Source organism: Streptomyces sp. GbtcB6 (assembly GCF_019091475.1).
In the GTDB taxonomy this organism is placed as follows: domain Bacteria; phylum Actinomycetota; class Actinomycetes; order Streptomycetales; family Streptomycetaceae; genus Streptomyces; species Streptomyces hyaluromycini.
Map to the genome: position 1 here is coordinate 64,719 of NZ_JAGXJL010000021.1, position 21,584 is coordinate 86,302.

Genomic DNA, 21,584 nt, shown 5'->3' on the forward strand with positions numbered 1-21,584 from the left:
CTACCGGGTCCCTCTTCCGGCGTGCCCGTGCCGGGAAGTGCCGGGAGTGTCGGATTCGTACGGCAGACTTGGTGCGAAGACCGAGGCGAAGGATGGGTATGCCGATCACACCTGCCACCGCGACGCACAGCACGTCGGAAGGGACCGCAGACGCGATTTTCCTTGAACTCGTCGACGAGAAGGGTGTGACCATCGGCACCGCGGAGAAGCTGGCCGCGCACCAGCCGCCCGGGCAGCTGCACCGGGCGTTCTCCGTCTTCCTCTTCGACGAGCACGGCAGGCTGCTGCTCCAGCAGCGGGCACTGGGCAAGTACCACTCCCCCGGCGTGTGGTCCAACACCTGCTGCGGCCACCCGTACCCCGGTGAGGCCCCCTTCGCGGCGGCCGCCCGGCGGACCTTCGAGGAGCTGGGGGTCTCCCCGTCGCTGCTCGCCGAGGCGGGCACGGTCCGCTACAACCACCCGGACCCGGCCTCCGGCCTGGTCGAACAGGAGTTCAACCACCTGTTCGTCGGCATGGTCCAGGCGCCGCTCGCGCCGGACCCGGAGGAGGTCGAGGCGACCGTCTTCGTGACAGCCGCCGAGCTGGCCGAACGGCACGCCCAGGACCCCTTCTCGTCCTGGTTCATGACCGTGCTGGACGCGGCCCGCCCGGCGGTCAGGGAGCTGACGGGCCCGTCCGCCGACTGGTGAACCCCCTCAGGGCAGCGTCGCGGGTTTGAGCGGCAGGGCGGCCCAGATCACCTTGCCGCCGTTCGACGTGTGCTCCACGTCCACGACTCCGCCCGCCTCCCGGGCCACCTCGCGCACCAGCAGCAGCCCCCGACCGCCGGTCTGGCCGTGGTCGGCCTCCAGGGCGGTCGGGCGGTAAGGGTGGTTGTCCTCCACCGACACCCGCACCCACTCGGCGCCGACGGCGACCTCGACGGCGAGCATCGGCGACAGCAGCGCCGCGTGCTTGACCGCGTTGGTGACCAGCTCGGAGACGATCAGCAACAGCCCGTACACCAGGTCCTCCGAGACCGGGACGCCCTGGCGCTGGAGCAGGTCCCGTACGGCGCGCCGCGCCTGCGGGACCGAGGCGTCCACGGCGGCGGCGGTGAACCGCCAGACTCCTTCGTACGGCAGCGGATCCGGCGGCGGAGCGCCGCCTCCCTCTGGACGCGGGTCGTGCCCGCGCCCGTGGTTCTCCATCGTCCGGTCGCCACCCTCGCGCTCGATTGTCACCACACGTCGAGTGTTGGTAACGACCCGCTCCACTCCGGATGACTGAACACAAGTCAGCAACTATCGAACGGATCTGACCGTTGGCGTATGACAAGGTCAGTTGTGGAGCGACTCTTGCCCTCCTCAATGCCGACTTCGCGAACTATTCGGGTTGTACGGGTATGAGAACTTTCCGCGCAGACGGGGTGCGGCTCCCCGGACACCACCGGAAATCGGCTCCTCCCGGGCGCGGATACCATCCCGCACCATGGAGTCCCGCCTCGACCACCAGGTCAGAAACGCCGTTGCCACGGTAGTCATCGGCAACCCGGCCAAACGCAACGCGATGACCGCGGAGATGTGGCGCGCCCTCCCGCCCCTCCTCGACGCCCTCGCGGCCGACCCCGCCGTGCGGGCCCTCGTCCTCACCGGCGAGGGCGGCACCTTCTGTGCCGGCGCCGACATCTCCACCCTCCGGGGCTCCTCCGCCGAGGCACAGACTCTCGCCGTCGCGGCCGAGGAGGCGCTCGCCGCGTTCCCCAAGCCGACCCTCGCCGCGGTGCGCGGCCACTGCGTCGGCGGCGGCTCGCAGCTCGCCGCCGCCTGCGATCTGCGGTTCGCCGAGGAGGGCGCGCTGTTCGGGGTGACACCGGCCAAGCTCGGCATCGTCTACCCGGCCGCCTCCACCCGGCGCCTGGTGTCCCTCGTCGGCCCGGCCACCACCAAGTACCTCCTCTTCTCCGGCGAGCTGATCGACGCGGAGCGGGCGCTGCGCACCGGTCTGGTCGACGAGGTGCTGCCGGAGGGCGAACTGGACAAGCGGGTGGCCGAGTTCACCCGGACCCTGGCGGCCCGCTCGCAACTGACGCAGGCCGCCGCGAAGGAGTTCGCGAACGGCCGCGCGGACCGGGACGCGCACTGGGCGGAGCAGGCCCGCGGCAGCGGCGACACCGCCGAGGGTGTCGCCGCGTTCCTGGAGCGCCGTCAGCCGCGGTTCACGTGGGCTGTTCCCGGCCGAGGATGAACCGGCTCGCCGAGCGGAGCAGGTCGACGACCTCGGCGGGCGCCTTCTCCGGGGAGCCCGCGTCGTAGGGCGGCTGCGGGTCGTACTCGATCCCGAGCTGTACGGCCTGGGCGACGGCGTCCCCGGAGATCCGGCCGAGCAGGGCGAGGCCCATGTCGATCCCGGAGGAGACGCCGGCCGCGGTCACGTACTTGCCGTCGGTGACGACCCGCTCCCCCGTCGGCTCGGCGCCGTACTTGCGCAGCTCGTCGAGGGCCAGCCAGTGCGAGGTGGCGCGGCGTCCTTCGAGGAGGCCGGCGGCGGCGAGCAGCAGCGAGCCGGTGCACACGGAGGTCGTCCAGGTGCTGGTGGCGTCGGCGGTGCGGATCCAGTCGAGGAGGACCTGGTTCGTCATCTGCGGGGTCTGGCCGGGGCCGCCGGGCACGACCACGACATCGGGGTGCGGCACCTCGGCGAGGGTCCGGTCGGCGATCAGGGCGAGGTTCCCGTTGTCGGTGCGGACGGGGCCGGCCTCCTCGGCGACGAAGACGACCTCGGAGTCCGGGAGCCGGCCCAGGGTCTCGTACGGCCCCACGGCGTCGAGGGCGGTGAAGCGGTCGAAGAGGACGATCGCGAACTGCATGGCTCTCCTAACGGGGTTGGCTGACGGGCGCTGGGCTGAACCTGCGCCGGTATTCGGCGGGGGTCGTGCCGAGGGCCTTGAGGAAGGCGCGGCGCATCGCTTCGGGCGTGCCGTAGCCGCTGGCGCGGGAGACCTCCTCGACGCCGTCACCGGTGTCCTCCAGGAGCCGGCGGGCGTGTTCCAGCCGGACCCGGTCGACGTAGCGGCCGGGCGTCGTCCCGGTCTCTGCCTGGAAGGCACGGGCGAAGTGGCGGGGCGAGAGCGCGGCGCGGGCGGCCAGGGCCTCCACGCTCAAGTCGTCGTCCGGGTGCTCGGTGATCCACTGCTGGACCTCCCGGAGCGGTGCGCGCTGTGCGGTCTGGGCGGCGAGCTGGGCGCTGAACTGGGCCTGGTTGCCGGGCCTGCGCAGGAACACCACCAGGTGCCGGGCGATGGTCAGCGCGGCGTCCCGGCCGAGGTCCTCCTCGACGAGGGCGAGCGCGAGGTCGATGCCGGAGGTGACGCCGGCCGAGGTGGCGACGAGACCGTCCCGGACGTAGATCGGGTCGGGGTCGACGTCGACGTCGGGATGGTCGCGGGCCAGCTGCTCGCAGTACGCCCAGTGGGTGGTCACCCGGTGGCCGTCCAGGAGCCCGGCGGCGGCGAGCAGGAGGGCGCCGGTGCAGACGGAGACGAGCCGCTCGGCACGCGGCCCGTGCGCCCGCAGCCACGCCACCAGCTCCGGGTCGGACCGCCGGGTGCCCTGACCACCGGGGACGAGGAGGGTGTGCGGGTCGGACGCGTCGGCCAGGGCCTGGTCCGGTACGACGGTCAGCCCGCTGGAGGTCCGCACGGGAGCGCCGTCCAGGGAGGCGGTACGGATGCGGTAGCTGCCCGGGGTGTAGGTCTCGGCTCCCGCGAAGACCTCCACCGGGCCGGTGACGTCGAGGCTCTGGACACCGTCGAAGAGGACGACGAGAACGGTTCGCTGCGCCATGTCATCGATTGTTGGCCGGTCCGGTGATGGCCGCAATGACGAACAGCCCACCTTTCCTGCCATGCCGGACGGCGGAACGGGCCGGCATCGGGCCGGACACTGGAGTCCGTACCAACCAGTCAGTAGCGTGCCGCCCATGACAACCGCCGCCCTGGAGCCGCGCGCCGGCCGCCGCTGCCACACCCTGCTCAACTCCCTGCACGCGAGCCACTTCTTCAGCCCCGAGCTGGCCGAGGAACTGGCCGCGCTCGGGGTCACCCACCCGCGGGCCGTCAACTTCGCGGTGCGGGCGGCCGCGCTGGGCGCGGTCGGGGCCGGCACGGTGACGGCGACGTTCTACAACTACAAGCACGAGCTGGTGGCCCGGCATGTGCCGGCCGTCTGGGAGCTCGCCTCCCCGGAGGACGTCCTCGCCGCACGCGCGCGTGCCGTCGACGCGTCCATGCGGCGGCTGCTCGGCGCGGACGCGGTGGTCTCCGACGGGATGGCCGAGGCCGCGAAGCTCGCGCTGCGCGCCACCGAGGCCTGCTCGCGCTCCGGCCGCCCGCTGTACGCCGCGCACGCGGACCTGCCGGTGCCTCAGGAGCCCCATCTCGCCTACTCGTACGCGAGCACGCTGCTGCGCGAGCACCGCGGCGACGGGCACCTCGCGGCGCTGCTGGCGGCCGGTCTGGACGGGCTGGAGGCGGTGGTGACGCACACGGCGACCGGCAAGGGGATGACTCCGAAGTGGGTGTTCGCCACGCGCGGCTGGAGCCAGGACGACTGGGACGCGGCGGTGGCACGGCTGCGGGAGCGCGGGCTGCTCGACGCGGCGGGTGAGCTGACCGGGGCGGGGGTGGCGCTGCGGGCGGAGATCGAGACGGAGACGGACCGGCTGGACCGGGCGCCGTACGAGCATCTGGGGGCCGACGGGGTGGCCCGGCTGACGGAGCTCGCGGCGGGGTTCGCGAGGGCGGCGGTGGCCGCGGGAGCGTTTCCGGCGGATCTTGTCGGCAAAGGGTGACCAGGCCGGGGGCCAGGGCCGTGGTGTTGGGCCGGGGGCTGGCTGAGGGCCGGTTCGGCACCGCCGGGCAGCACCGCCGGGGCTGAGCACCGTTGCGGCGGATCATGGTGAGCGGCCGATCTTGGTGTGGGCGAACCCTTCGCCTGTGAGGCGGCGGGTTCCGTGGCTGGGCCGCGGGTTCGTTCATCCGTGAGGCAGCCGCCCCCCCATGAAGCAGCGGGTTCCGTGGCGCGGCCGCGGAATCGTTCGTCCGTGAGGCAGCCGCCCCCCATGAGGCGGCGGGTTCCGTGGCTGGGCCGCGGGTTTGGTTCGTCTGTGAGGGGGTGGATTCATTCGGGTGTGCGAGCGATTGCTCGGGCGTGCGATGGATTCGCGGAGAGTCCGTGTCGCGGAAAGGCGCCCTGGGGCCCGGTTGTCGGTGTCACCTGCCACAATTGCGGCGCAACCTCAGTGGAGAAGGCGGTACGGGATCGTGACGACACCCGGGTCCCTGGTTCCAGGGTCCATCGAAGGCAGGATCGCCGAGGAGCTCGGCGTACGGGAGCGGCAGGTCAAGGCTGCCGTGGAGCTGCTCGACGGCGGTTCGACGGTGCCCTTCATCGCCCGCTACCGCAAGGAAGCGACCGAGATGCTCGACGACGCGCAGCTGCGCACGCTCGAGGAGCGGCTGCGCTATCTGCGGGAGCTTGAAGAGCGGCGGACGGCGATCCTGGAGTCGGTGCGGGAGCAGGGCAAGCTCACCGACGAGCTGGCGGCGCAGATCCGGGGCGCCGAGACCAAGGCGCGGCTGGAGGACATCTACCTGCCGTACAAGCCGAAGCGGCGGACCAAGGCACAGATCGCGCGGGAGGCCGGCCTGGAGCCGCTGGCCGAGGGGCTGCTCGGGGATCCCGGGGTGGACCCGCTGGCGGCGGCCGCCGCCTTCGTCGACGCCGACAAGGGTGTCGCCGATCCGCAGGCCGCCCTGGACGGTGCCCGCGCGATCCTCACCGAGCGGTTCTCGGAGGACGCGGACCTCGTCGGCGAGCTGCGCGAGCGCATGTGGGTGCGCGGCCGGCTCGCCGCGAAGGTGCGGGACGGCAAGGAGGAGGCGGGCGCCAAGTTCGCCGACTACTTCGAGTTCGCCGAGCCGTTCACCGAGCTGCCCTCGCACCGCATCCTGGCGATGCTGCGCGGCGAGAAGGAGGAGGTCCTCGACCTCGTCCTGGAGCCGGAGGAGCCGACCGAGGGCCCGTCCTCGTTCGAGGGCATCGTCGCCCACAAATTCGGGATCGCCGACCGCGGCCGTCCGGCCGACAAGTGGCTGTCGGACACGGTCCGCTGGGCCTGGCGCACCCGCCTCCTCGTCCACCTCGGCATCGACCTGCGGCTGCGCCTGCGTACGGCCGCCGAGGACGAGGCGGTCGACGTCTTCGCGGCGAACCTGCGCGACCTGCTGCTCGCCGCCCCGGCCGGCACCCGCGCGACCCTGGGCCTGGACCCCGGTTTCCGGACCGGCGTGAAGGTGGCCGTCGTCGACGCCACCGGCAAGGTGGTCGCCACCGACGTCATCTACCCGCACGTCCCGGCCAACAAGTGGGACGAGGCGATCGCCAAGCTGGCCCGGCTCGCCAAGGAGCACGCGGTCGAGCTGATCGCGATCGGCAACGGCACGGCGTCCCGCGAGACCGACAAGCTCGCCGGTGAGCTCATCACCAGGCACCCGGAGCTGACGCTCACCAAGGTGATGGTGTCCGAGGCCGGCGCGTCCGTGTACTCGGCCTCCGCGTTCGCCTCGCAGGAGCTGCCCGACATGGACGTGTCGCTGCGTGGCGCCGTGTCGATCGCCCGCCGGCTCCAGGACCCCCTGGCCGAGCTGGTGAAGATCGACCCCAAGTCGATCGGCGTCGGCCAGTACCAGCACGACCTGTCCGAGGTGAAGCTGTCCCGCTCGCTGGACGCGGTCGTCGAGGACTGTGTGAACGGCGTGGGCGTGGACGTCAACACGGCGTCGGCCCCGCTCCTCGCCCGGGTCTCCGGCATCACCTCCGGGCTCGCCGAGAACATCGTCGCCCACCGCGACACCAACGGCCCGTTCACCTCCCGCGGCCAGCTGAAGAAGGTGGCCCGGCTCGGCCCGAAGGCGTACGAGCAGTGCGCGGGCTTCCTGCGCATCCGCGGCGGCGACGACCCGCTGGACGCGTCGAGCGTCCACCCTGAGGCGTATCCCGTCGTACGGCGCATGGTGAAGACGTCGGGTCAGGAGGTGGCCGCGCTCATCGGCAACACGGGTGCGCTGCGCTCACTGCGGCCGACGGACTTCGTGGACGAGACGTTCGGTCTGCCGACCGTCTCCGACATCCTCAAGGAGCTGGAGAAGCCGGGGCGCGACCCGCGTCCGGCCTTCAAGACGGCCACGTTCAAGGAGGGCGTCGAGAAGATCGCCGACCTGTCCTCCGGGATGGTCCTGGAGGGGGTCGTCACGAACGTGGCGGCGTTCGGCGCGTTCGTCGACATCGGTGTGCACCAGGACGGCCTGGTCCATGTCTCCGCGATGTCCAAGACGTTCGTCAAGGACCCGCGGGACGTGGTGAAGTCGGGTGACATCGTCAAGGTGAAGGTCCTCGAAGTGGACATCCCGCGCAAGCGGATCTCGCTGACGCTGCGGCTGGACGACGAGGCGGCGGCCTCCGGCGGTGAGCGCCGGCAGCAACAGCAGCGAGGTGGCGGCGGGCGTCCGCCGCAGCAGCGGCAACAGCAGCAGCGTCAGGGGGGTGGCGGCCCTCGCCAGGGGGCTGCGCCGGCACCGGCGAACAGTGCGATGGCCGATGCTCTGCGCCGGGCCGGGTTGCTGGACGGGAAGAACGGGAAGCGCTGACCGTACCCGCCGCGGGGCGTGGGTCGCTGCCGGTCCGTTGTGGCTGGTCGCGCCCACGCGGCGGAGCCGCATATCGATACAGCCCCGCGCCCCTGAAGGGGCGCGTTCGCCGGGCCCCGTCAGACGTACCCGCGTCGCTGTACGAAGCCCAGCGCGGCCGCGCCCAGCGGGACGTTGAGCCAGAACGTGAGCAGCCGGTAGACCAGGACCGCCGAGGTCGCCGGGCCGGCCGGCACGCCGAGGGCGGTCAGGCCCGCGATGAGGCCCGCTTCGAGCGCGCCGAGACCGCCGGGGACCGGGGCCGCGTTGGCGAGCAGGCGGGCCGCCATGTAGGCGGCACCGAGCTGGACGAACGGGAGGTCGCCGCCGAGCGCGTGCAGGCTCAGCGCGAGCCCGACGATCTGGATGACGGGCAGGCCGAACATGCCGACGACCCCGAGGGCCAGCTTGGCGGGGTCGGCGGCGATCCCGGTGAGCGTCGTCCCCGCCGCGCGCAGGAACGGCCACACCTTCTCGCGCAGGAAGCGCCGGCCGGGCGGGGTCAGGCCGAGCAGCCCTCCGGCGGCCAGCACGAGGACGATCGCGGGCAGGGTGTACTTGCCGACGGGCAGATCCAGGTGCACCCCGCCGTGGCGCTGTCCGGCCGCGGCGAAGAACACGGTGGCGACCACCACGTTGGAGACCGCGCCGGCCAGGCTCTGGAGCCCGACGGAGGCCGTCGCCGCGCCGGTCTCGATCCCCGTCTTCTGGAGATAGCGCAGGTTGAGCGCCATGCCGCCGACGTTGCCCGGGGTGATCCGGTTCAGGAAGGAGCTGGCGAACTGCACCTGGTAGGTGGCCCGGAACGGCAGCCGCCCGGGGATGCTGCCCAGTTGCAGACAGGTCGAGAACGCCTGCGAGACGAAGGTGACGGGCACGACCGCGAGCAGCCACCACCAGTTGGCGTCGCGCAGCGCACGGAGGGCGGCCGGGGCGTTGGCGAGCTGTGGCAGCACAAGGTGGAGCACCAGGAACGCGCCGGCCAGGCCCAGGACGCTCTTCCAGGTGAACCGGGCGAGCGGGGCCGGTTTGGCGGCCGGGACCTCGCATGCGCCGCGCACTTCCTCGGCGAGGTCGTGCATCAGGTTCGGCCGGCCGCCGGGGCGCAGCGTGCGGCGCCGGGTGCTGGTCGTGGCCTCCCGGGCGCGGGCCTGGTCGTAGCGGGCCACCTCGCGGCGGGCGGGGCCGAGCAGGGCGAGCGGTTGCAGGTACGGCAGGGCACTCGCGAGCCGTTCGGGGCCGAGGCCGGCCAGGGCGCAGGCGGTGGCGCGGGCCGGTCCGACGCGTACGGCGGTGGTGGCGAGCAGTTCGGCGAGGTCACTGCCCAGCGTCTCGGGCGGCGCGTTCAGCTGGGCTCGCGCGAACGCGGTGAGCCTGGGGCCGCCGTCCGGTGCGACGAGGATGTGCTCGGGGCGCAACGCCCGGTGCGCGAGGCGGTGTTCCTGGATGCGGGCCACGGCCGTCCAGGCCTCGCCGAGCAGGGTGTCGGTCAGTTCCTCGTCGGGGAGCGCGGACAGCGGACGGGCCCCCGTCCCGACCGTCACCACCACCGCGCCGCCCCCGGTCACGGGGTAGGCGATGACGGGGTCGGCGACCCGGGCGCCGGTGCGGGCGGCGAAGACGAGCATGAGCAGTTCGTGCTCGGCGGCCCCGAGCGGCGTCTGCTCGCCGGGATCGGCCGGGTGGCGCAGCAGGACGCGCCGGGCGAGCCGGTGGAACAGGTCGCGGCCCCGGTCCTCGGCGGCGAGGGCGCGTACGGTCAGCTGCGCGCCCTCGGCGGTCTGGGCGCCGTAGAGGACGCCCTCGCCGGGGAGTTGGCGGTCCGCCGGAAGTTCGCGGAGGGTAGCGAGGGGGATCCCGCAGGCGACGAGGGCATCGGCGACGGCCTGGGCCGGCGGACGGTCTGGCGGGCCGCCGGCCATGAGCAGGACGGCCGATCCGGCGGTGCCGCCGACGACGAGGGCCCCGAACGCGTCCAGCGGGACGAGCGAGGCGGCCAGCGCGCCGAGCGCGGCGCACCCGGTGGTCAGGGCCCACAGCGCCCGCCGCCACGGCCGTGCCAGCCAGGGGCCCGCGGCGACGACCGCGGACGCGCAGGCCGCCAGGTACACCGCCGACGGCCAGCCCGCGTGCACCAGTCCGCCACGGCCGACGAGCACCTCCGGCCACAGTTCGGGTCTGCTCTCGGCCAGCGCGAGCCGGGTGAGCGTCCAGCCGTCGGCCGCGCCCAGGGCCGCGGCGGGCAGCACCCTCGACACCGCGTCGAACCGGCGCCGTACGACGAGGACGGTCAGGGCGGCCAGCGGTGCGAGCATGGCGACCGCCTGCACCGTGCCGAGCAGTGCGTCGCGCAGGTCCGGCGGCAGCGCGGTGGCCGCGGTGAGCAGGCCCTGCTGCGCCCTGCGGGCGAAGTCCCGGGTGGCGACCGCCACCAGTACCGTCAGTGCGAGGGCGGCCAGGGAGACCAGCAGTCGCAGCAGGTCGGCCGCGCGGCGTACGTCCTGGGGCGGCGGGGCGTGGACGGTGGGCGCCGTCCCGCCGGTCCCGGCCGCGCCCACGATGTCGGAGGACAGCAGCATGCCGTGCCGGTCGGTCATGTCCCGCCCCCGGCGGGGCTGCGAGGACGGCCCATGCGCGCGCTCCTTCGGGCACAGGTCCGGCTCCCCCGGACGTCGGCTCATGGTTCCATGCGGCCGGAGTTCCGCGCCTCCGTCGAATGACTGTGATCAGACGCAGTCGGCCGACGGATCATGTCTCCTTCGGAGGCTGGATGGTGCCGTTCATCCGGGCGCGGTTCTCCGCGAGCAGTTCCTGGACGCGCTTCTCGACCTCCACGGGGTCGACGCCGAGGGCACGGCCCATGTGGATGGACCACACCTCCGAGCGCACGTTGGTCTCGAAGTCCAGGTCGGCGCGGACGTTCTCACGGGCGGCCTGCCGGTTCTGGCTCACCATCACGAACGTGGACAGGAAGATCGCCTCCAGGCTGACGATCATGGTGAGCAGCCCGAAGGGGAACGGGTCCCAGATCGCGCCTTCGCCGAACACGCCCTCGTTGCACACGATCCAGACCGCGAACCACAGGGCGTGCAGGTACACGAACGTCATGGTTCCGGCGAAGGCGGTGATCCCGTCCGCGATGCGGTCCTGGGTGCCGCGCAATTGTGCGAGGACGTCCTGTTCGTTCACGATCCGTAGGGCCGGTCGCTTCGGTGTGCCCATGGTCCCTCCCTGCCCTGTGTCCGATGATGATCGCAGCGTACGGGGCGGGGCCGACAGCGCCGTAGGGGGTGCCGGGTCGGGTTGTTCGGCGGCTGCGGGTGCGTTGTGGTTGCTCGCGCCCGCGCGGCGGAGCCGCATATCGACACAGCCCCGCGCCCCTTACGGGGCGCTTTCAGGCGGGGTCAGCGTTCCGTGACCTTGCCCGCCGCTACCTCCAGGCGGCGGGTCACGTGGACCGCGTCCAGCATGCGGCGGTCGTGGGTGACCAGGAGGAGGGTGCCCTCGTAGGAGTCGAGCGCCGATTCCAGCTGCTCGATCGCCGGCAGGTCCAGGTGGTTCGTCGGTTCGTCCAGGACGAGGAGGTTGACGCCGCGGCCCTGGAGCAGGGCCAGCGCCGCACGGGTCCGCTCCCCCGGTGACAACGTGGCCGCGGAGCGCAGCACATGGTCCTGTTTGAGGCCGAACTTGGCGAGCAGGGTGCGGACTTCGACCGGTTCGGTGTCCGGTACGGCCGCGCAGAAGGCGTCCAGCAGGGACTCGGTGCCGTGGAAGAGCTTGCGGGCCTGGTCGACCTCGCCGACCAGCACGCCGGAGCCGAGGGCAGCGTGCCCGGCGTCCAGCTCCACCCGGCCGAGCAGCGCGGCGAGCAGCGTCGACTTGCCCGCGCCGTTCGCGCCGGTCACCGCGACCCGGTCCGCCCAGTCGATCTGGAGGGACACCGGGCCGAAGGTGAAGTCCCCGCGCCGTACCTCCGCGTCCCGCAGGGTGGCGACGACGGCGCCGGAGCGCGGGGCGGTCGCGATCTCCATGCGCAGGTCCCACTCCTTGCGGGGCTCCTCGACGACGTCCAGGCGTTCGATCATGCGCTGGGTCTGGCGGGCCTTGGCGGCCTGCTTCTCGCTGGCCTCGCTGCGGAACTTGCGGCCGATCTTGTCGTTGTCGTTGCTCGCCTTGCGCCGGGCGTTCTTGACGCCCTTGTCCATCCAGCCGCGCTGCATCTGGGCGCGGTCCTGGAGGGCGGACTTCTTGTCGGCGTACTCGTCGTAGTCCTCGCGGGCGTGCCGGCGGGCCGTCTCGCGTTCCTCCAGGTAGGCGTCGTAGCCGCCGCCGTAGAGGTTGATCTGGTTCTGGGCGAGGTCGAGTTCGAGGACCTTGGTGACGGTGCGGGTGAGGAACTCGCGGTCGTGGCTGACGACGACCGTGCCGGCGCGCAGGCCGGTCACGAAGCGTTCGAGGCGCTCCAGGCCGTCCAGATCGAGGTCGTTGGTGGGCTCGTCGAGGAGGAAGACGTCGTAGCGGGAGAGGAGGAGGGAGGCGAGGCCCGCGCGGGCGGCCTGGCCGCCGGAGAGGGAGGTCATCGGCTGGTCGAGGTCGACGGCCAGGCCGAGGGTGTCGGCGATCTCCTCGGCCCGCTCCTCGAGGTCGGCGCCGCCGAGGTCGAGCCAGCGTTCCAGTGCGGTGGCGTAGGCGTCGTCGGCGCCCGGTGCCCCGTCGACGAGCGCCTGGGTCGCCTCGTCCATCACACGCTGGGCCTCGGCGACCCCGGTGCGCCGGGCGAGGAACGCGCGAACGGTCTCGCCCGGCCGCCGCTCCGGCTCCTGGGGCAGGTGGCCGACGGTCGCGGTCGGCGGGGAGAGCCGCAGTTCGCCCTGTTCGGGGGCGGTGAGCCCGGCGAGCAGCCGGAGCAGGGTGGACTTGCCCGCGCCGTTGGCACCGACCAGCCCGATCACGTCTCCGGGCGCGACGACGAGGTCGAGCCCGGAGAAGAGCGAGCGGTCGCCGTGCCCGGCGGCGAGGTTCTTGGCGACGAGGGTGGCAGTCATCAGAACGCCGATCCTAATGTCCGCGGGGCAGGGCGGTCAGCGCGCCGTCGCCTGCACCAGGACGCTCCCGGCGGTGCGGGCCACCACGAAGGACCCGCCCTTGGCCGTCCTGCCGTCCAGGGGGATGCGGTGGCGGCCGGGTTCCAGGACGCCGTCGAAGAGTTCGTGGGTGCGCGGGCGGGAGAGCCGGTCGAGGCGGTACGCCGTGAGCCGTACCCGGCAGGGCGAGGTGACCTCGATGCCCGCGGTGCCGTCGGCGGCGTCCAGGTGGGCCAGCCGGCGCTGCGGGAGCGGGCTGCGGTCGAGGGCGTGTTCGATCTGGGCGACGAGGAGCGGGACGATCGGGGCGAGTCCGTCCACGTAGGCCACCTCCACGCCGGCCCGCTCGAACACCTGGCGTACGGCGGTCCGCTCCGCCTCGCCGACCGCGGGGCCGAAGGCGACGGCTGCGTAGCCGCGGAGTTCCTCGGCGGGGACGGCGTCGGCGTCGCGGGTGATGTCGGCACCGATGCCGATGGTGCGCAGGGCGGCGGCCAGCTTGGCGAGGAGGGCGACCCGGGAGCCGATCAGCAGCACCCGGCGGCCGGGCGGCGGGCCGGAGTCCGCCAGGAGCGCGCCGAGGGCCTCGCGGTACTCGGGGCCGTGGAAGCGGAACGGGCCGATGCCGTGGTAGCCGTTGAGCTCCAGGTCGGCATGTTCGCCGGTCTGCCAGGCGAAGTCCCGCCAGATGTAGTCGTCGCCGTCGTGCTCGATGACCGCGGTGACCGCACCGCAGGCCAGGTCCTCGCACTCGGGGCAGCCGTAGACGACGTACCGGCCGTCGGGCAGCGGGGCCTCGGACTCCAGTAAGAGGCTGCGGACCTGCGCGATGAAGATCGCGGGCGGCACGTCGGAGGCGAGCGGGGAGACGGCGTCCAGGTCGGAGAGCTGGAACAGCAGCGGGTGACCGTCGACGACGAAGTCCACGAAGTCCCGGTGGAGCTGGTACCCGCCGTCGGCGAGGACAGCGCCGGCGCGCATCGCCGGGGCCAGGCCGAAGGTCGCGTATGCGGCAGACATGCTGTGAGTATCCCCAGAGCGGGACGATCTGAGCGCGGCATGACATATTCCGCTAACGTCACGGTGTGCGGTCTGAGCTGAGTGACGAAGTGATCGTGGTCGGCGGCGGGGTCGTCGGACTGACCACGGCGGTGGTGCTGGCCGAGGGCGGGCGGCGGGTGCGGGTGTGGGCCCGGGAGACCGGCGGGCGTACGACCTCGGCGGTCGCCGGCGCCCTGTGGTGGCCGTACCGCATCGAGCCGGAGGCGCTGGTCGGGGAATGGGCGCTCGCCTCCCTTGTCGTGTACAGGGAGTTGGCGGGGCGGCCGGAGGAGACGGGCGTACGCCTGGTCGAGGGCGTACACGACGGCCTGCGGCTGGACGGGCTGGGTGCGTGGGCGGCGGAGGTGCCCGGACTGGCCGAGACCGCCGAGGGTCTGGCGGCCCGGCTGCCGTTGATCGACATGCCGGTCCATCTGGAGTGGCTGCGGAAGCGGTTGGAGCGGGCGGGCGGGACGGTCGAGGAGCGGGTGGTGGGCGCGCTGGACGAGGCGCCCGCGCCGGTGGTGGTCAACTGCACCGGGCTCGGGGCCCGTTCACTCGTCCCGGACCCGGCCGTGCGTCCGGTGCGCGGGCAGCTGGTCGTGGTGGAGAACCCCGGCATCACCACCTGGTACACGTCGGACGAGGTGGCGGGAGGCGCGTCCGCGTACTTCTTCCCGCAGCCCGGCGGGCTGCTGCTCGGGGGTACGGCGGAGGAGGACGCCTGGTCGCTGGAGCCGGATCCGGACGTCGCGGCCGGGATCGTGGCGCGGTGCGCGGCGGTCCGGCCGGAGATCGCCGGGGCGCGGGTGCTGGCGCACCGGGTGGGGCTGCGGCCGTACCGGACGGCGGTCCGGCTGGAGCACGAACTCCGGCCGGACGGGCGGGTGCTGGTCCACAACTACGGGCACGGCGGGGCCGGGGTCACGGTCGCCTGGGGATGTGCGCGGGAGGCGGCCGGGCTGGCGGAGGCCGGCCCGGCCGCCTGAGCGGTCAGCTCGCGGGAACGCGCTGGACGGTGCGCGGGGCGCGGACGCCGTGCAGGGCGGTCTTCTCGGGAGCGGTCCACCGGGCGGAGGTGGCGCGGGTGAACGCGGCCGCGCCGCCGACCAGCGGAACCCTGGCCGTCGTACGGGACAGATCCACGCTGAGCGTCGGGGTGGTGGACGGCGGATCGATGAGGTCCTTGTCCGTGCCCGCGACGATCAGCGCCAGGCGGTGGCCCTTGGGTACGACGTGGTCGGTGGCCGCCAGGTCGAGCGTGATCGTGTAGGCCTTGCCCGGGGTGAGCGGGACGACCTTGCCGGGGTCGGCGTAGGTGCCCAGGTCGGCCCAGCCGCGGCTGAAGACGGTGTAGTCGACGGCCTTGGTCTTGGCCGCGGTCTTCAGGAAGCAGGCACTGTCACCGGCCGTGCTCTCGCCCCAGCAGGTGCGGTCGGTGAGGGTGGTGATGCCCTCGGCGGCGTCGGCGTAGTCCCGGATGGTGTCCGGGCCGAGGTCGACCAGGACGGCGGTCAGGTGGGCCGTCGAGGTGGTCGGGGTGGCGGTGACGGTCACCTTCGACGAGCCGGACAGGCGCACGTCGTGGGTGAGCGGCGCGGTGAGGAAGCCGGCCTTGTCCGAGGTGGGGGTGGCGAGCTGGGCGGCCCAGTCGGTCTCGCTCTGCTGCGGGTCGTCCGTGAACGTCTCGGTGCCGGATCCCTTGTGCAGGCCGAGGGTGCCGACGCCCGGCTGGGTGCCGGTGGCGGGGCGCAGGGTGGTGGTCTGCGTGCCGCTCGGCGGCCAGGCGGAGGAGGTCACCCACTGGTCGGGGTGGCGCTCGATGTCGGCCATCGGCTCGCGGTCGATGCCGTTGTCGTAGCCGAGGAGTTCGTGGTCGAACCAGCGGTGCAGGGTGTCGACCCAGGCGCCGCGCCGGTAGTCGAAGGGGTCGACGTGTCCGGTCTGGGAGAGCCAGATCTTGCGCTCGACGCCGGTCTTGGCGAGGGCGTCCCACCACTGGCCGAAGTGTTTGGTGCGGACGTTGAGGTCCTGCATGCCGTGCACGAGGAAGACGCTGGCCTTCACCTTGGACGCGTCCTTGACGTAGTCGCGCTCGGTCCACAGGTCGGTCCAGTCGCCGCTGCGCGGGGCGCCGTCGACCAGCTTCTGCTGGACGGCACCGCACTTGGCGTAGGCGTCGTCGCTCTCCACGGCGCCGGCCAGCCAGTCGGGGCCTGAGTCGTAGAGCGGGGCGCCCTGGGCGAAGTAGTAGTCGTACCAGGAGGAGATGGCGCTGATCGGGACGATCGTCTTGAGGCCCTTGACGCCGGTGGCGGCCACGCCGTTGGCGATGGTGCCGTCCCAGCTCTTGCCGATCATGCCGGTCTTGCCGTTGGTCCAGCTCGCCTTGACCGTGGTGGTGCCGGTGCGGCTGCTGTACGCCTTGGCACGGCCGTTCAGCCAGTCGATGACGGCCTTCGCGGACTGGATGTCGGAGCGGCCGCCGACGTCGACGCAGCCGTCGGAGCGGTTGGTGCCGGCCAGGTCGACGCCGACGAAGGCGTAGCCGCGGGGCACGAAGTAGTTGTCGTAGAAGAGCGGCATCTGGACGACGTCGCCGTTGGCGTCGTACGTCTTCAGCTGGCTCTCGTTGCCGCGTCCGCAGCAGGAGTAGTAGGGGCTGGCATCCATGATGACCGGCACCTTGCGGCCCTGCGCGGCGGGTTCGGCGGGCCGGACGATGTCGGCGGCGACCCGGTCGGTCTTCCCGTCGCCGTCGGAGTCGAGGCCGGTGTCCACCCAGACGGCCTCGCGGATGGCGTTCGCGTACGAGTAGACGGGTTGGCTCTCGCGAGGGGCGCCGGAAGCCTGGGCCGCGGCCGGGGTGAGGAAGGCGGCGATCAGGGCTGCGACGGCCGCGACGGCGAGCGGTCTCCAGATCGTGAAGCGCGTGCGTTTCGGCATGCGGCGGACGCTACCCCGGTCAACTCCCGTGCAGAAGGGGGCATCTGGGGGACCGTCAGGGCGGATTGCGGCCGAATGGCGATCGTGTGACAGCAGGGACCATGGACAGGCCAGGTGACACAGGGACTGAATAGGCTCCGAACAGTTTCGTGCTCCATCGACTTGGCGCTGCCCGCCGCGGTGTGGCGGGTGTGCCTCGGCCCCCTACCGACCTGGAGTTCTCGTGCACCGCAGAATCCTCGCGCCGGGCGCCCTCGCGGCGGCCTCCCTGTTGCTGGCGATCCCGGCATCGGCCGCGAGCTACAGCCCCGGCGCGCCGGGCATCGGCGACCCCTACTACCCGTACTACGGCAACGGCGGTTACGACGTCTCCCACTACGACCTCCGGTTGCAGTACCAGCCGACCACCGACGAGCTGGCCGGTACGGCGACGATCCTGGCGCGCACCACGCAGGACCTGTCCAGCTTCGACCTGGACTTCCTGCTGGACGTCAGCGAGGTACGGGTCAACGGGGTGAAGGCCGACTTCGCCACGTCCGGTCAGCACGAACTGGTCATCACCCCCAAGTCGCCGCTGGCCAAGGGCACGCAGGTCACCGTCGTCGTCCGCTACAGCGGGGTGCCGTCGACGAAGAGCGCGTACGGCTTCAACACGTGGCACCGCACCCCGGACGGGGCGGTCGCGGCGGACGAGCCCGAGGCCGCCTGGTGGTGGTACCCGAGCAACGACCACCCGCTGGACAAGGCGACCTACGACGTGTCGGTGGCCGTTCCCGACGGCACCCAGGTCATCTCCAACGGCCTGCTCCAGTCGACGAGTTCGAAGCTCGGCTGGACCCGGTACAACTGGCGTCAGAACAAGCCGCAGGCGACCTATCTGACCACGCTGGCCGTCGGGAAGTTCGACATCACGACGAGCACCTCCGAGGGCGGGGTGCCGGTCGTCAACGCCTACAGCAAGGACCTCGGCGACAACGACGGGGCGGCGCGGGCGAGCGTGGAGCGCACCGGGGAGCTCGTCGACTGGCTCTCCGGCTACTTCGGGCCCTATCCCTTCAGCTCGGCCGGCGGGTACGTGCCGAACACCACCACCGGGTACGCGCTGGAGACGCAGACCCGGGTCTACTACAGCCCGAAGCAGTTCGCGAACGGCGCCAACACCTCCGTGGTCGTGCACGAACTGGCACACCAGTGGTACGGCGACGACGTCTCCCTCAAGGGCTGGAAGGACATCTGGATCAACGAGGGCTTCGCCCGCTACGCGCAGTGGCTGTGGTCCGAGCACGAGGGCGAGGGCACGGCGCAGGAGCTCGCCGACTACGTGTACGCGTCGCATCCGGCCGACGACGCGTTCTGGACGGTGAAGCCGGGGGATCCCGGCCCCGACGACCAGTTCGACATCGCTGTCTACGACCGGGGGGCACTGGCGATCCAGGCGCTGCGGAACGAGGTCGGTGACGACGCGTTCTTCGCCATTCTGAAGGGGTGGCCGAAGGAGCACGCGTACGGGAACGCTTCGGTGGCCGACTTCCAGGAGTACGCCGAGAAGGTGTCCGGGAAGTCACTGTCGGCGTTGTTCGACGCGTACCTGTTCGAGCCGACGAAGCCGGTGGCTCCGGCGGTGAAGGCCGTGGGGGCTGTTGCGCAGCCGAAGTCGTGGAAGCAGATCGAAGCTACGAACGACGTGCACTAGGCGGGTGCCGGGTGCGGTGGGGTGGGGGCTGCGGGCCGGTTTGTGGCTGGTCGCGCAGTTCCCCGCGCCCCTGAAGGGGCGCCTGTTCGCGGCGTCTCCAGAAAGCTAGAGGGGCGCTTCATCGCCGTAGTCGTACACGGTGACCGGGATTCGGCGGGCCACCAACCGTTCCTGTATCAGTGGCTCGACGCGGGACCATTTTCCGCCGGCCAGGCCGCAGCCTATGCGGGGCATGTGCACGGAGGCGCCGAGTTCGGTCACCTCGTCGGCGAGACCGGCCAGCGCCGTGTCTATCGCCTCGTACCGGACCGGTGCGCCCTTGCTACCCGTCTTCGTCCCCCGCTGGCCGATCATGTTGGCCACCCAGATGTACCGGTCGACGCGGACCAGCTGGACCGCGCCCAGGCCGAAGTCGTTGTTCGCGCGGTCGCGGTGCCAGGCACGGTATGCCTTCTCCGGCTCCGGCCAGCGGCGTGAGAGCGCCAGCACGAAGCCCTTTCCCCAACCCCCCAGGTCGTTGCAGACGTGGGCGATCACCTTGACGCCCTTGCCCGACGGCGTGGTGGCGTCCCCCCGGATGTATGTGATCTCCGACATGACGCCACCGTAGGCGATGCCACTGACAACGACGCCGACCTGCTACTTCGTGAGCTGGGACAGCTCCTTGTCGGCCGTCCGGGAGACCCGGCGCCGAACGCCGAACCAGCCGGCCACCAGCAGTGCGGCGATCACCGGGATGAGCAGGAGGGTCTTGCGGCCGACCTCGGGGTCGTTCCACATCATGCCGAGGCAGACCAGCAGGAAGGCGATCGTGGCGATCTCGGTCGCCGGGCTGAAGCGGAGGCGGAACGCGGGGCGGTCGACCAGGCCCGCCCTGGCACGGCGGACGAAGATCAGGTGGCAGAGCATGATGATCACCCAGGTGCTGATGATGCCGAGGGAGGCGACGTTCAGCACGATCTCGAAGGCCTGGCTGGGCATGAGGTAGTTCAGGCCGACGCCGAGCACGCAGACCGCGCAGGTGAGCAGGATTCCGCCGTAGGGGACCTGGCTGCGGTTCATGCGGGCGGTGAACTTCGGGGCCGAGCCGGCCACCGCCATGGAGCGCAGGATGCGGCCCGTGGAGTAGAGGCCGGAGTTGAGGGAGGACATCGCCGCGGTGAGGACCACCAGGTTCATCACGTCACCGGCGCCCGAGACGCCGATCTTGGAGAGGACCGTGACGAAGGGGCTCTCGTCGGCCGAGTACACCGAGCCGGGGAGCAGCAGAGCGAGCAGGACGACCGAGCCGACGTAGAAGAGGCCGACGCGCCACATGATCGAGTTCACCGCGCGTGGGACGACCTTCTCCGGCTCGGCGGTCTCGCCCGCCGCGACGCCGACCAGTTCCAGGGCCGCGTACGCGAAGATCACGCCCTGCATGACCAGGACGACCGGCATCAGGCCGTGCGGAAGGACACCGCCGTGGCCGGAGACGACGCTCAGGCCCGGGGTCCGCCCGTCGACCTTGTGCTGGGTGGCGAGCAGGAAGATGCCGATCAGCATGAAGCCGACGAGGGTGGCGACCTTGATGATCGCGAACCAGAACTCCATCTCGCCGAAGATCTTCACCGAGATCAGGTTCACCGACAGGACGACGGCCAGGGCGATCAGCGCCAGCGTCCACTGCGGGATGCTGGTGAACATGGACCAGTAGTGGGTGTAGAGCGCGATCGCGGTGATGTCGGCGATGCCGGTGGTGGACCAGTTCAGGAAGTACATCCAGCCGGCGACGTAGGCGCCCTTCTCGCCGAGGAACTCGCGCGCGTACGACACGAAGGAGCCGGAGGAGGGGCGGTACAGGACCAGCTCGCCGAGGGCGCGGACCACGAAGAAGGCGAAGATTCCGCAGACCAGGTAGGCGAGGGCGAGGGCCGGGCCCGCGTTGTGGAGGCGTCCGCCGGCGCCGAGGAAGAGTCCGGTGCCGATCGCGCCGCCGATGGCGATCATGTTGACGTGGCGGGCCTTGAGGTCCTTGCTGTAGCCGGCGTCGCCCGCGTCCGCGGGCGCCTGGGCCGCGTCGGTCCGGGTGGCGGCGGCCTGTGCCGTGTCCACGGCGTCCTTGCTCACAGGTGGTTCCACTCTCTGGTGCGCCCGAGCGGGTCGCGCTCGGGTGTCCGGACGTACTCGGTCGGCGTGCTCGGTGGGCACGGACCAAGGCGCCACCTTCCCCTGCCCCCGTGACGCATGCGATGGCACAGGTCACAGAGCGGCGCTTCTCACAAGGTCACGATCATGGGGTCCGGGTGAACATCGACCCGACGCGTCGCATGGACCGCCTGGTGTCACAGTGCCGGTGTGACAGCGATACTGCTGCACATGACGACCGACGCCGACGGCGACCTCGGGGAGCCGGCGCTCACGATCGACGAACTGGCCGCGCGGGCCGGCACCACGGTCCGCACGGTCCGCTTCTACGGCACCAGGGGGTTGCTCCCGCCACCCGTGCTCGGTCCGCGCCGGGTGGGCCACTACGGGCGCGAGCACCTGGCCCGGCTGGCGCTGATCGAGGAGTTGCAGCACCAGGGCATGACGCTGGCGGCGATCGAGCGCTATCTGCAACAGCTGCCGCCCGGCCTGAGCCGGCACGACCTGGCCATCCACCGGGCCGTGGTGGCCTCCTGGGCCCCGGACACCGAGGAGACCGTGACGGCCGGGGAGCTGCGGCGGCGGGCCGGGCGGCCGCTGGAAGACGAGGACGTCGAACGGCTCGTCGCCATGGATGTCGTACGGCCCGACGGGGACGCCTACCGCATCGACCCCGGCCTGCTCAGGCTTGCCGTGCAACTCCTCGACGTGCCGCTGTCCGAGAAGGCGATCCTGGCCGCGCGCACGGTCCTGACCGAACACGCGCGGGCGGCCGCGCACGAGCTGTCCCAGCTGTTCCGGGCCGAGGTGGCGGAGCGGACCGAGGCGGACGTGAAGTCCCTGTCCGCGCACATGCAGCCGCTGGTGGTCCAGGCCCTGCTGACCGCCTTCCAACGGTCGCTCAGTGCAGAGGTGCACCAGTGGCTCGAGGGCTCCTGAGGAGGGTCCGCTCCGCGCACTCGGC

At 72.0% G+C, this 21,584-nt stretch carries 17 protein-coding genes; 7 read left to right on the plus strand and 10 right to left on the minus strand.

Features of this window, described 5'->3' with window-relative positions:
- Positions 1-98 precede the first annotated feature (98 nt).
- Complete coding sequence (gene idi, locus KVT45_RS31100; RefSeq protein WP_217552462.1) at positions 99-692, plus strand: isopentenyl-diphosphate Delta-isomerase; 594 nt, start codon at positions 99-101, stop codon at positions 690-692.
- A 6-nt stretch (positions 693-698) separates the two neighbouring features.
- Here idi and KVT45_RS31105 read toward each other — a convergent pair whose 3' ends face one another.
- The gene (locus KVT45_RS31105; RefSeq protein WP_217552566.1) at positions 699-1,193 is read right to left on the minus strand and encodes an ATP-binding protein; all 495 of its coding nucleotides are present in this window, start codon (positions 1,191-1,193) and stop codon (positions 699-701) included.
- Between the two features lie 280 nt (positions 1,194-1,473).
- Between KVT45_RS31105 and KVT45_RS31110 the strand changes: the two genes are divergently transcribed.
- Positions 1,474-2,229, plus strand: coding sequence for an enoyl-CoA hydratase/isomerase family protein (locus KVT45_RS31110; protein WP_217552463.1), 756 nt, complete (start codon positions 1,474-1,476; stop codon positions 2,227-2,229).
- Here KVT45_RS31110 and KVT45_RS31115 read toward each other — a convergent pair.
- Positions 2,201-2,851 (minus strand): DJ-1/PfpI family protein, encoded by a 651-nt coding sequence (locus KVT45_RS31115; protein WP_217552464.1) that lies wholly within the window; start codon positions 2,849-2,851, stop codon positions 2,201-2,203. The two genes, KVT45_RS31110 and KVT45_RS31115, sit on opposite strands and share 29 nt — an antisense overlap.
- A gap of 7 nt (positions 2,852-2,858) precedes the next feature.
- Entirely contained in the window at positions 2,859-3,827 is a 969-nt protein-coding gene (locus KVT45_RS31120) for a GlxA family transcriptional regulator (RefSeq protein WP_217552465.1), read from the minus strand.
- A 136-nt stretch (positions 3,828-3,963) separates the two neighbouring features.
- Here KVT45_RS31120 and KVT45_RS31125 point away from each other — a divergent pair, with 136 nt between their 5' ends.
- Entirely contained in the window at positions 3,964-4,833 is an 870-nt protein-coding gene (locus KVT45_RS31125; RefSeq protein WP_217552466.1) for a hypothetical protein, read from the plus strand.
- A 472-nt stretch (positions 4,834-5,305) separates the two neighbouring features.
- Positions 5,306-7,690: a Tex family protein gene (locus KVT45_RS31130; protein WP_217552467.1), complete on the plus strand. Its 2,385-nt coding sequence runs from the start codon at positions 5,306-5,308 to the stop codon at positions 7,688-7,690.
- Positions 7,691-7,809: 119 nt separating this feature from the next.
- Here the strand turns inward: KVT45_RS31130 and KVT45_RS31135 are convergent, their stop codons facing one another.
- The 4 genes from KVT45_RS31135 to KVT45_RS31150 form a co-directional block, all read right to left on the minus strand.
- Positions 7,810-10,410 carry a lysylphosphatidylglycerol synthase transmembrane domain-containing protein gene (locus tag KVT45_RS31135; protein ID WP_217552468.1) on the minus strand — a complete coding sequence of 867 codons (2,601 nt, stop codon included), beginning with the start codon at positions 10,408-10,410 and terminating at the stop codon, positions 7,810-7,812.
- 67 nt (positions 10,411-10,477) lie between these two features.
- A complete protein-coding gene (locus KVT45_RS31140) occupies positions 10,478-10,951 on the minus strand; it encodes a DUF1003 domain-containing protein (RefSeq protein ID WP_217552469.1) in 474 nt (157 codons plus the stop codon).
- A gap of 182 nt (positions 10,952-11,133) precedes the next feature.
- Positions 11,134-12,774, minus strand: coding sequence for an ABC-F family ATP-binding cassette domain-containing protein (locus KVT45_RS31145; RefSeq protein WP_217552470.1), 1,641 nt, complete (start codon positions 12,772-12,774; stop codon positions 11,134-11,136).
- Positions 12,775-12,810: 36 nt separating this feature from the next.
- A complete protein-coding gene (locus tag KVT45_RS31150; RefSeq protein ID WP_217552471.1) occupies positions 12,811-13,833 on the minus strand; it encodes an oxidoreductase in 1,023 nt (340 codons plus the stop codon).
- Positions 13,834-13,898: 65 nt separating this feature from the next.
- Between KVT45_RS31150 and KVT45_RS31155 the strand changes: the two genes are divergently transcribed.
- Positions 13,899-14,843: an FAD-dependent oxidoreductase gene (locus KVT45_RS31155; RefSeq protein WP_308310915.1), complete on the plus strand. Its 945-nt coding sequence runs from the start codon at positions 13,899-13,901 to the stop codon at positions 14,841-14,843.
- Positions 14,844-14,847: 4 nt separating this feature from the next.
- Here the strand turns inward: KVT45_RS31155 and KVT45_RS31160 are convergent, their stop codons facing one another.
- Positions 14,848-16,800 (minus strand): Xaa-Pro dipeptidyl-peptidase, encoded by a 1,953-nt coding sequence (locus KVT45_RS31160; protein WP_217552472.1) that lies wholly within the window; start codon positions 16,798-16,800, stop codon positions 14,848-14,850.
- 223 nt (positions 16,801-17,023) lie between these two features.
- On the opposite strand from KVT45_RS31160, the gene KVT45_RS31165 reads away from it, so the two are divergent.
- On the plus strand, positions 17,024-18,493 hold the full coding sequence (locus KVT45_RS31165; protein WP_217552473.1) for a M1 family metallopeptidase: 1,470 nt from the start codon (positions 17,024-17,026) through the stop codon (positions 18,491-18,493).
- Positions 18,494-18,598: 105 nt separating this feature from the next.
- Here KVT45_RS31165 and KVT45_RS31170 read toward each other — a convergent pair whose 3' ends face one another.
- Together KVT45_RS31170 and KVT45_RS31175 are read right to left on the minus strand one after the other, a co-directional pair.
- Positions 18,599-19,090, minus strand: a complete 492-nt coding sequence (locus tag KVT45_RS31170) for a macro domain-containing protein (protein WP_217552474.1) — start codon at positions 19,088-19,090, stop codon at positions 18,599-18,601.
- Between the two features lie 42 nt (positions 19,091-19,132).
- Entirely contained in the window at positions 19,133-20,602 is a 1,470-nt protein-coding gene (locus tag KVT45_RS31175; RefSeq protein ID WP_217552475.1) for an amino acid permease, read from the minus strand.
- Between the two features lie 249 nt (positions 20,603-20,851).
- Between KVT45_RS31175 and KVT45_RS31180 the strand changes: the two genes are divergently transcribed.
- The gene (locus KVT45_RS31180) at positions 20,852-21,559 is read left to right on the plus strand and encodes a MerR family transcriptional regulator (protein WP_217552568.1); all 708 of its coding nucleotides are present in this window, start codon (positions 20,852-20,854) and stop codon (positions 21,557-21,559) included.
- Positions 21,560-21,584 lie beyond the last annotated feature (25 nt).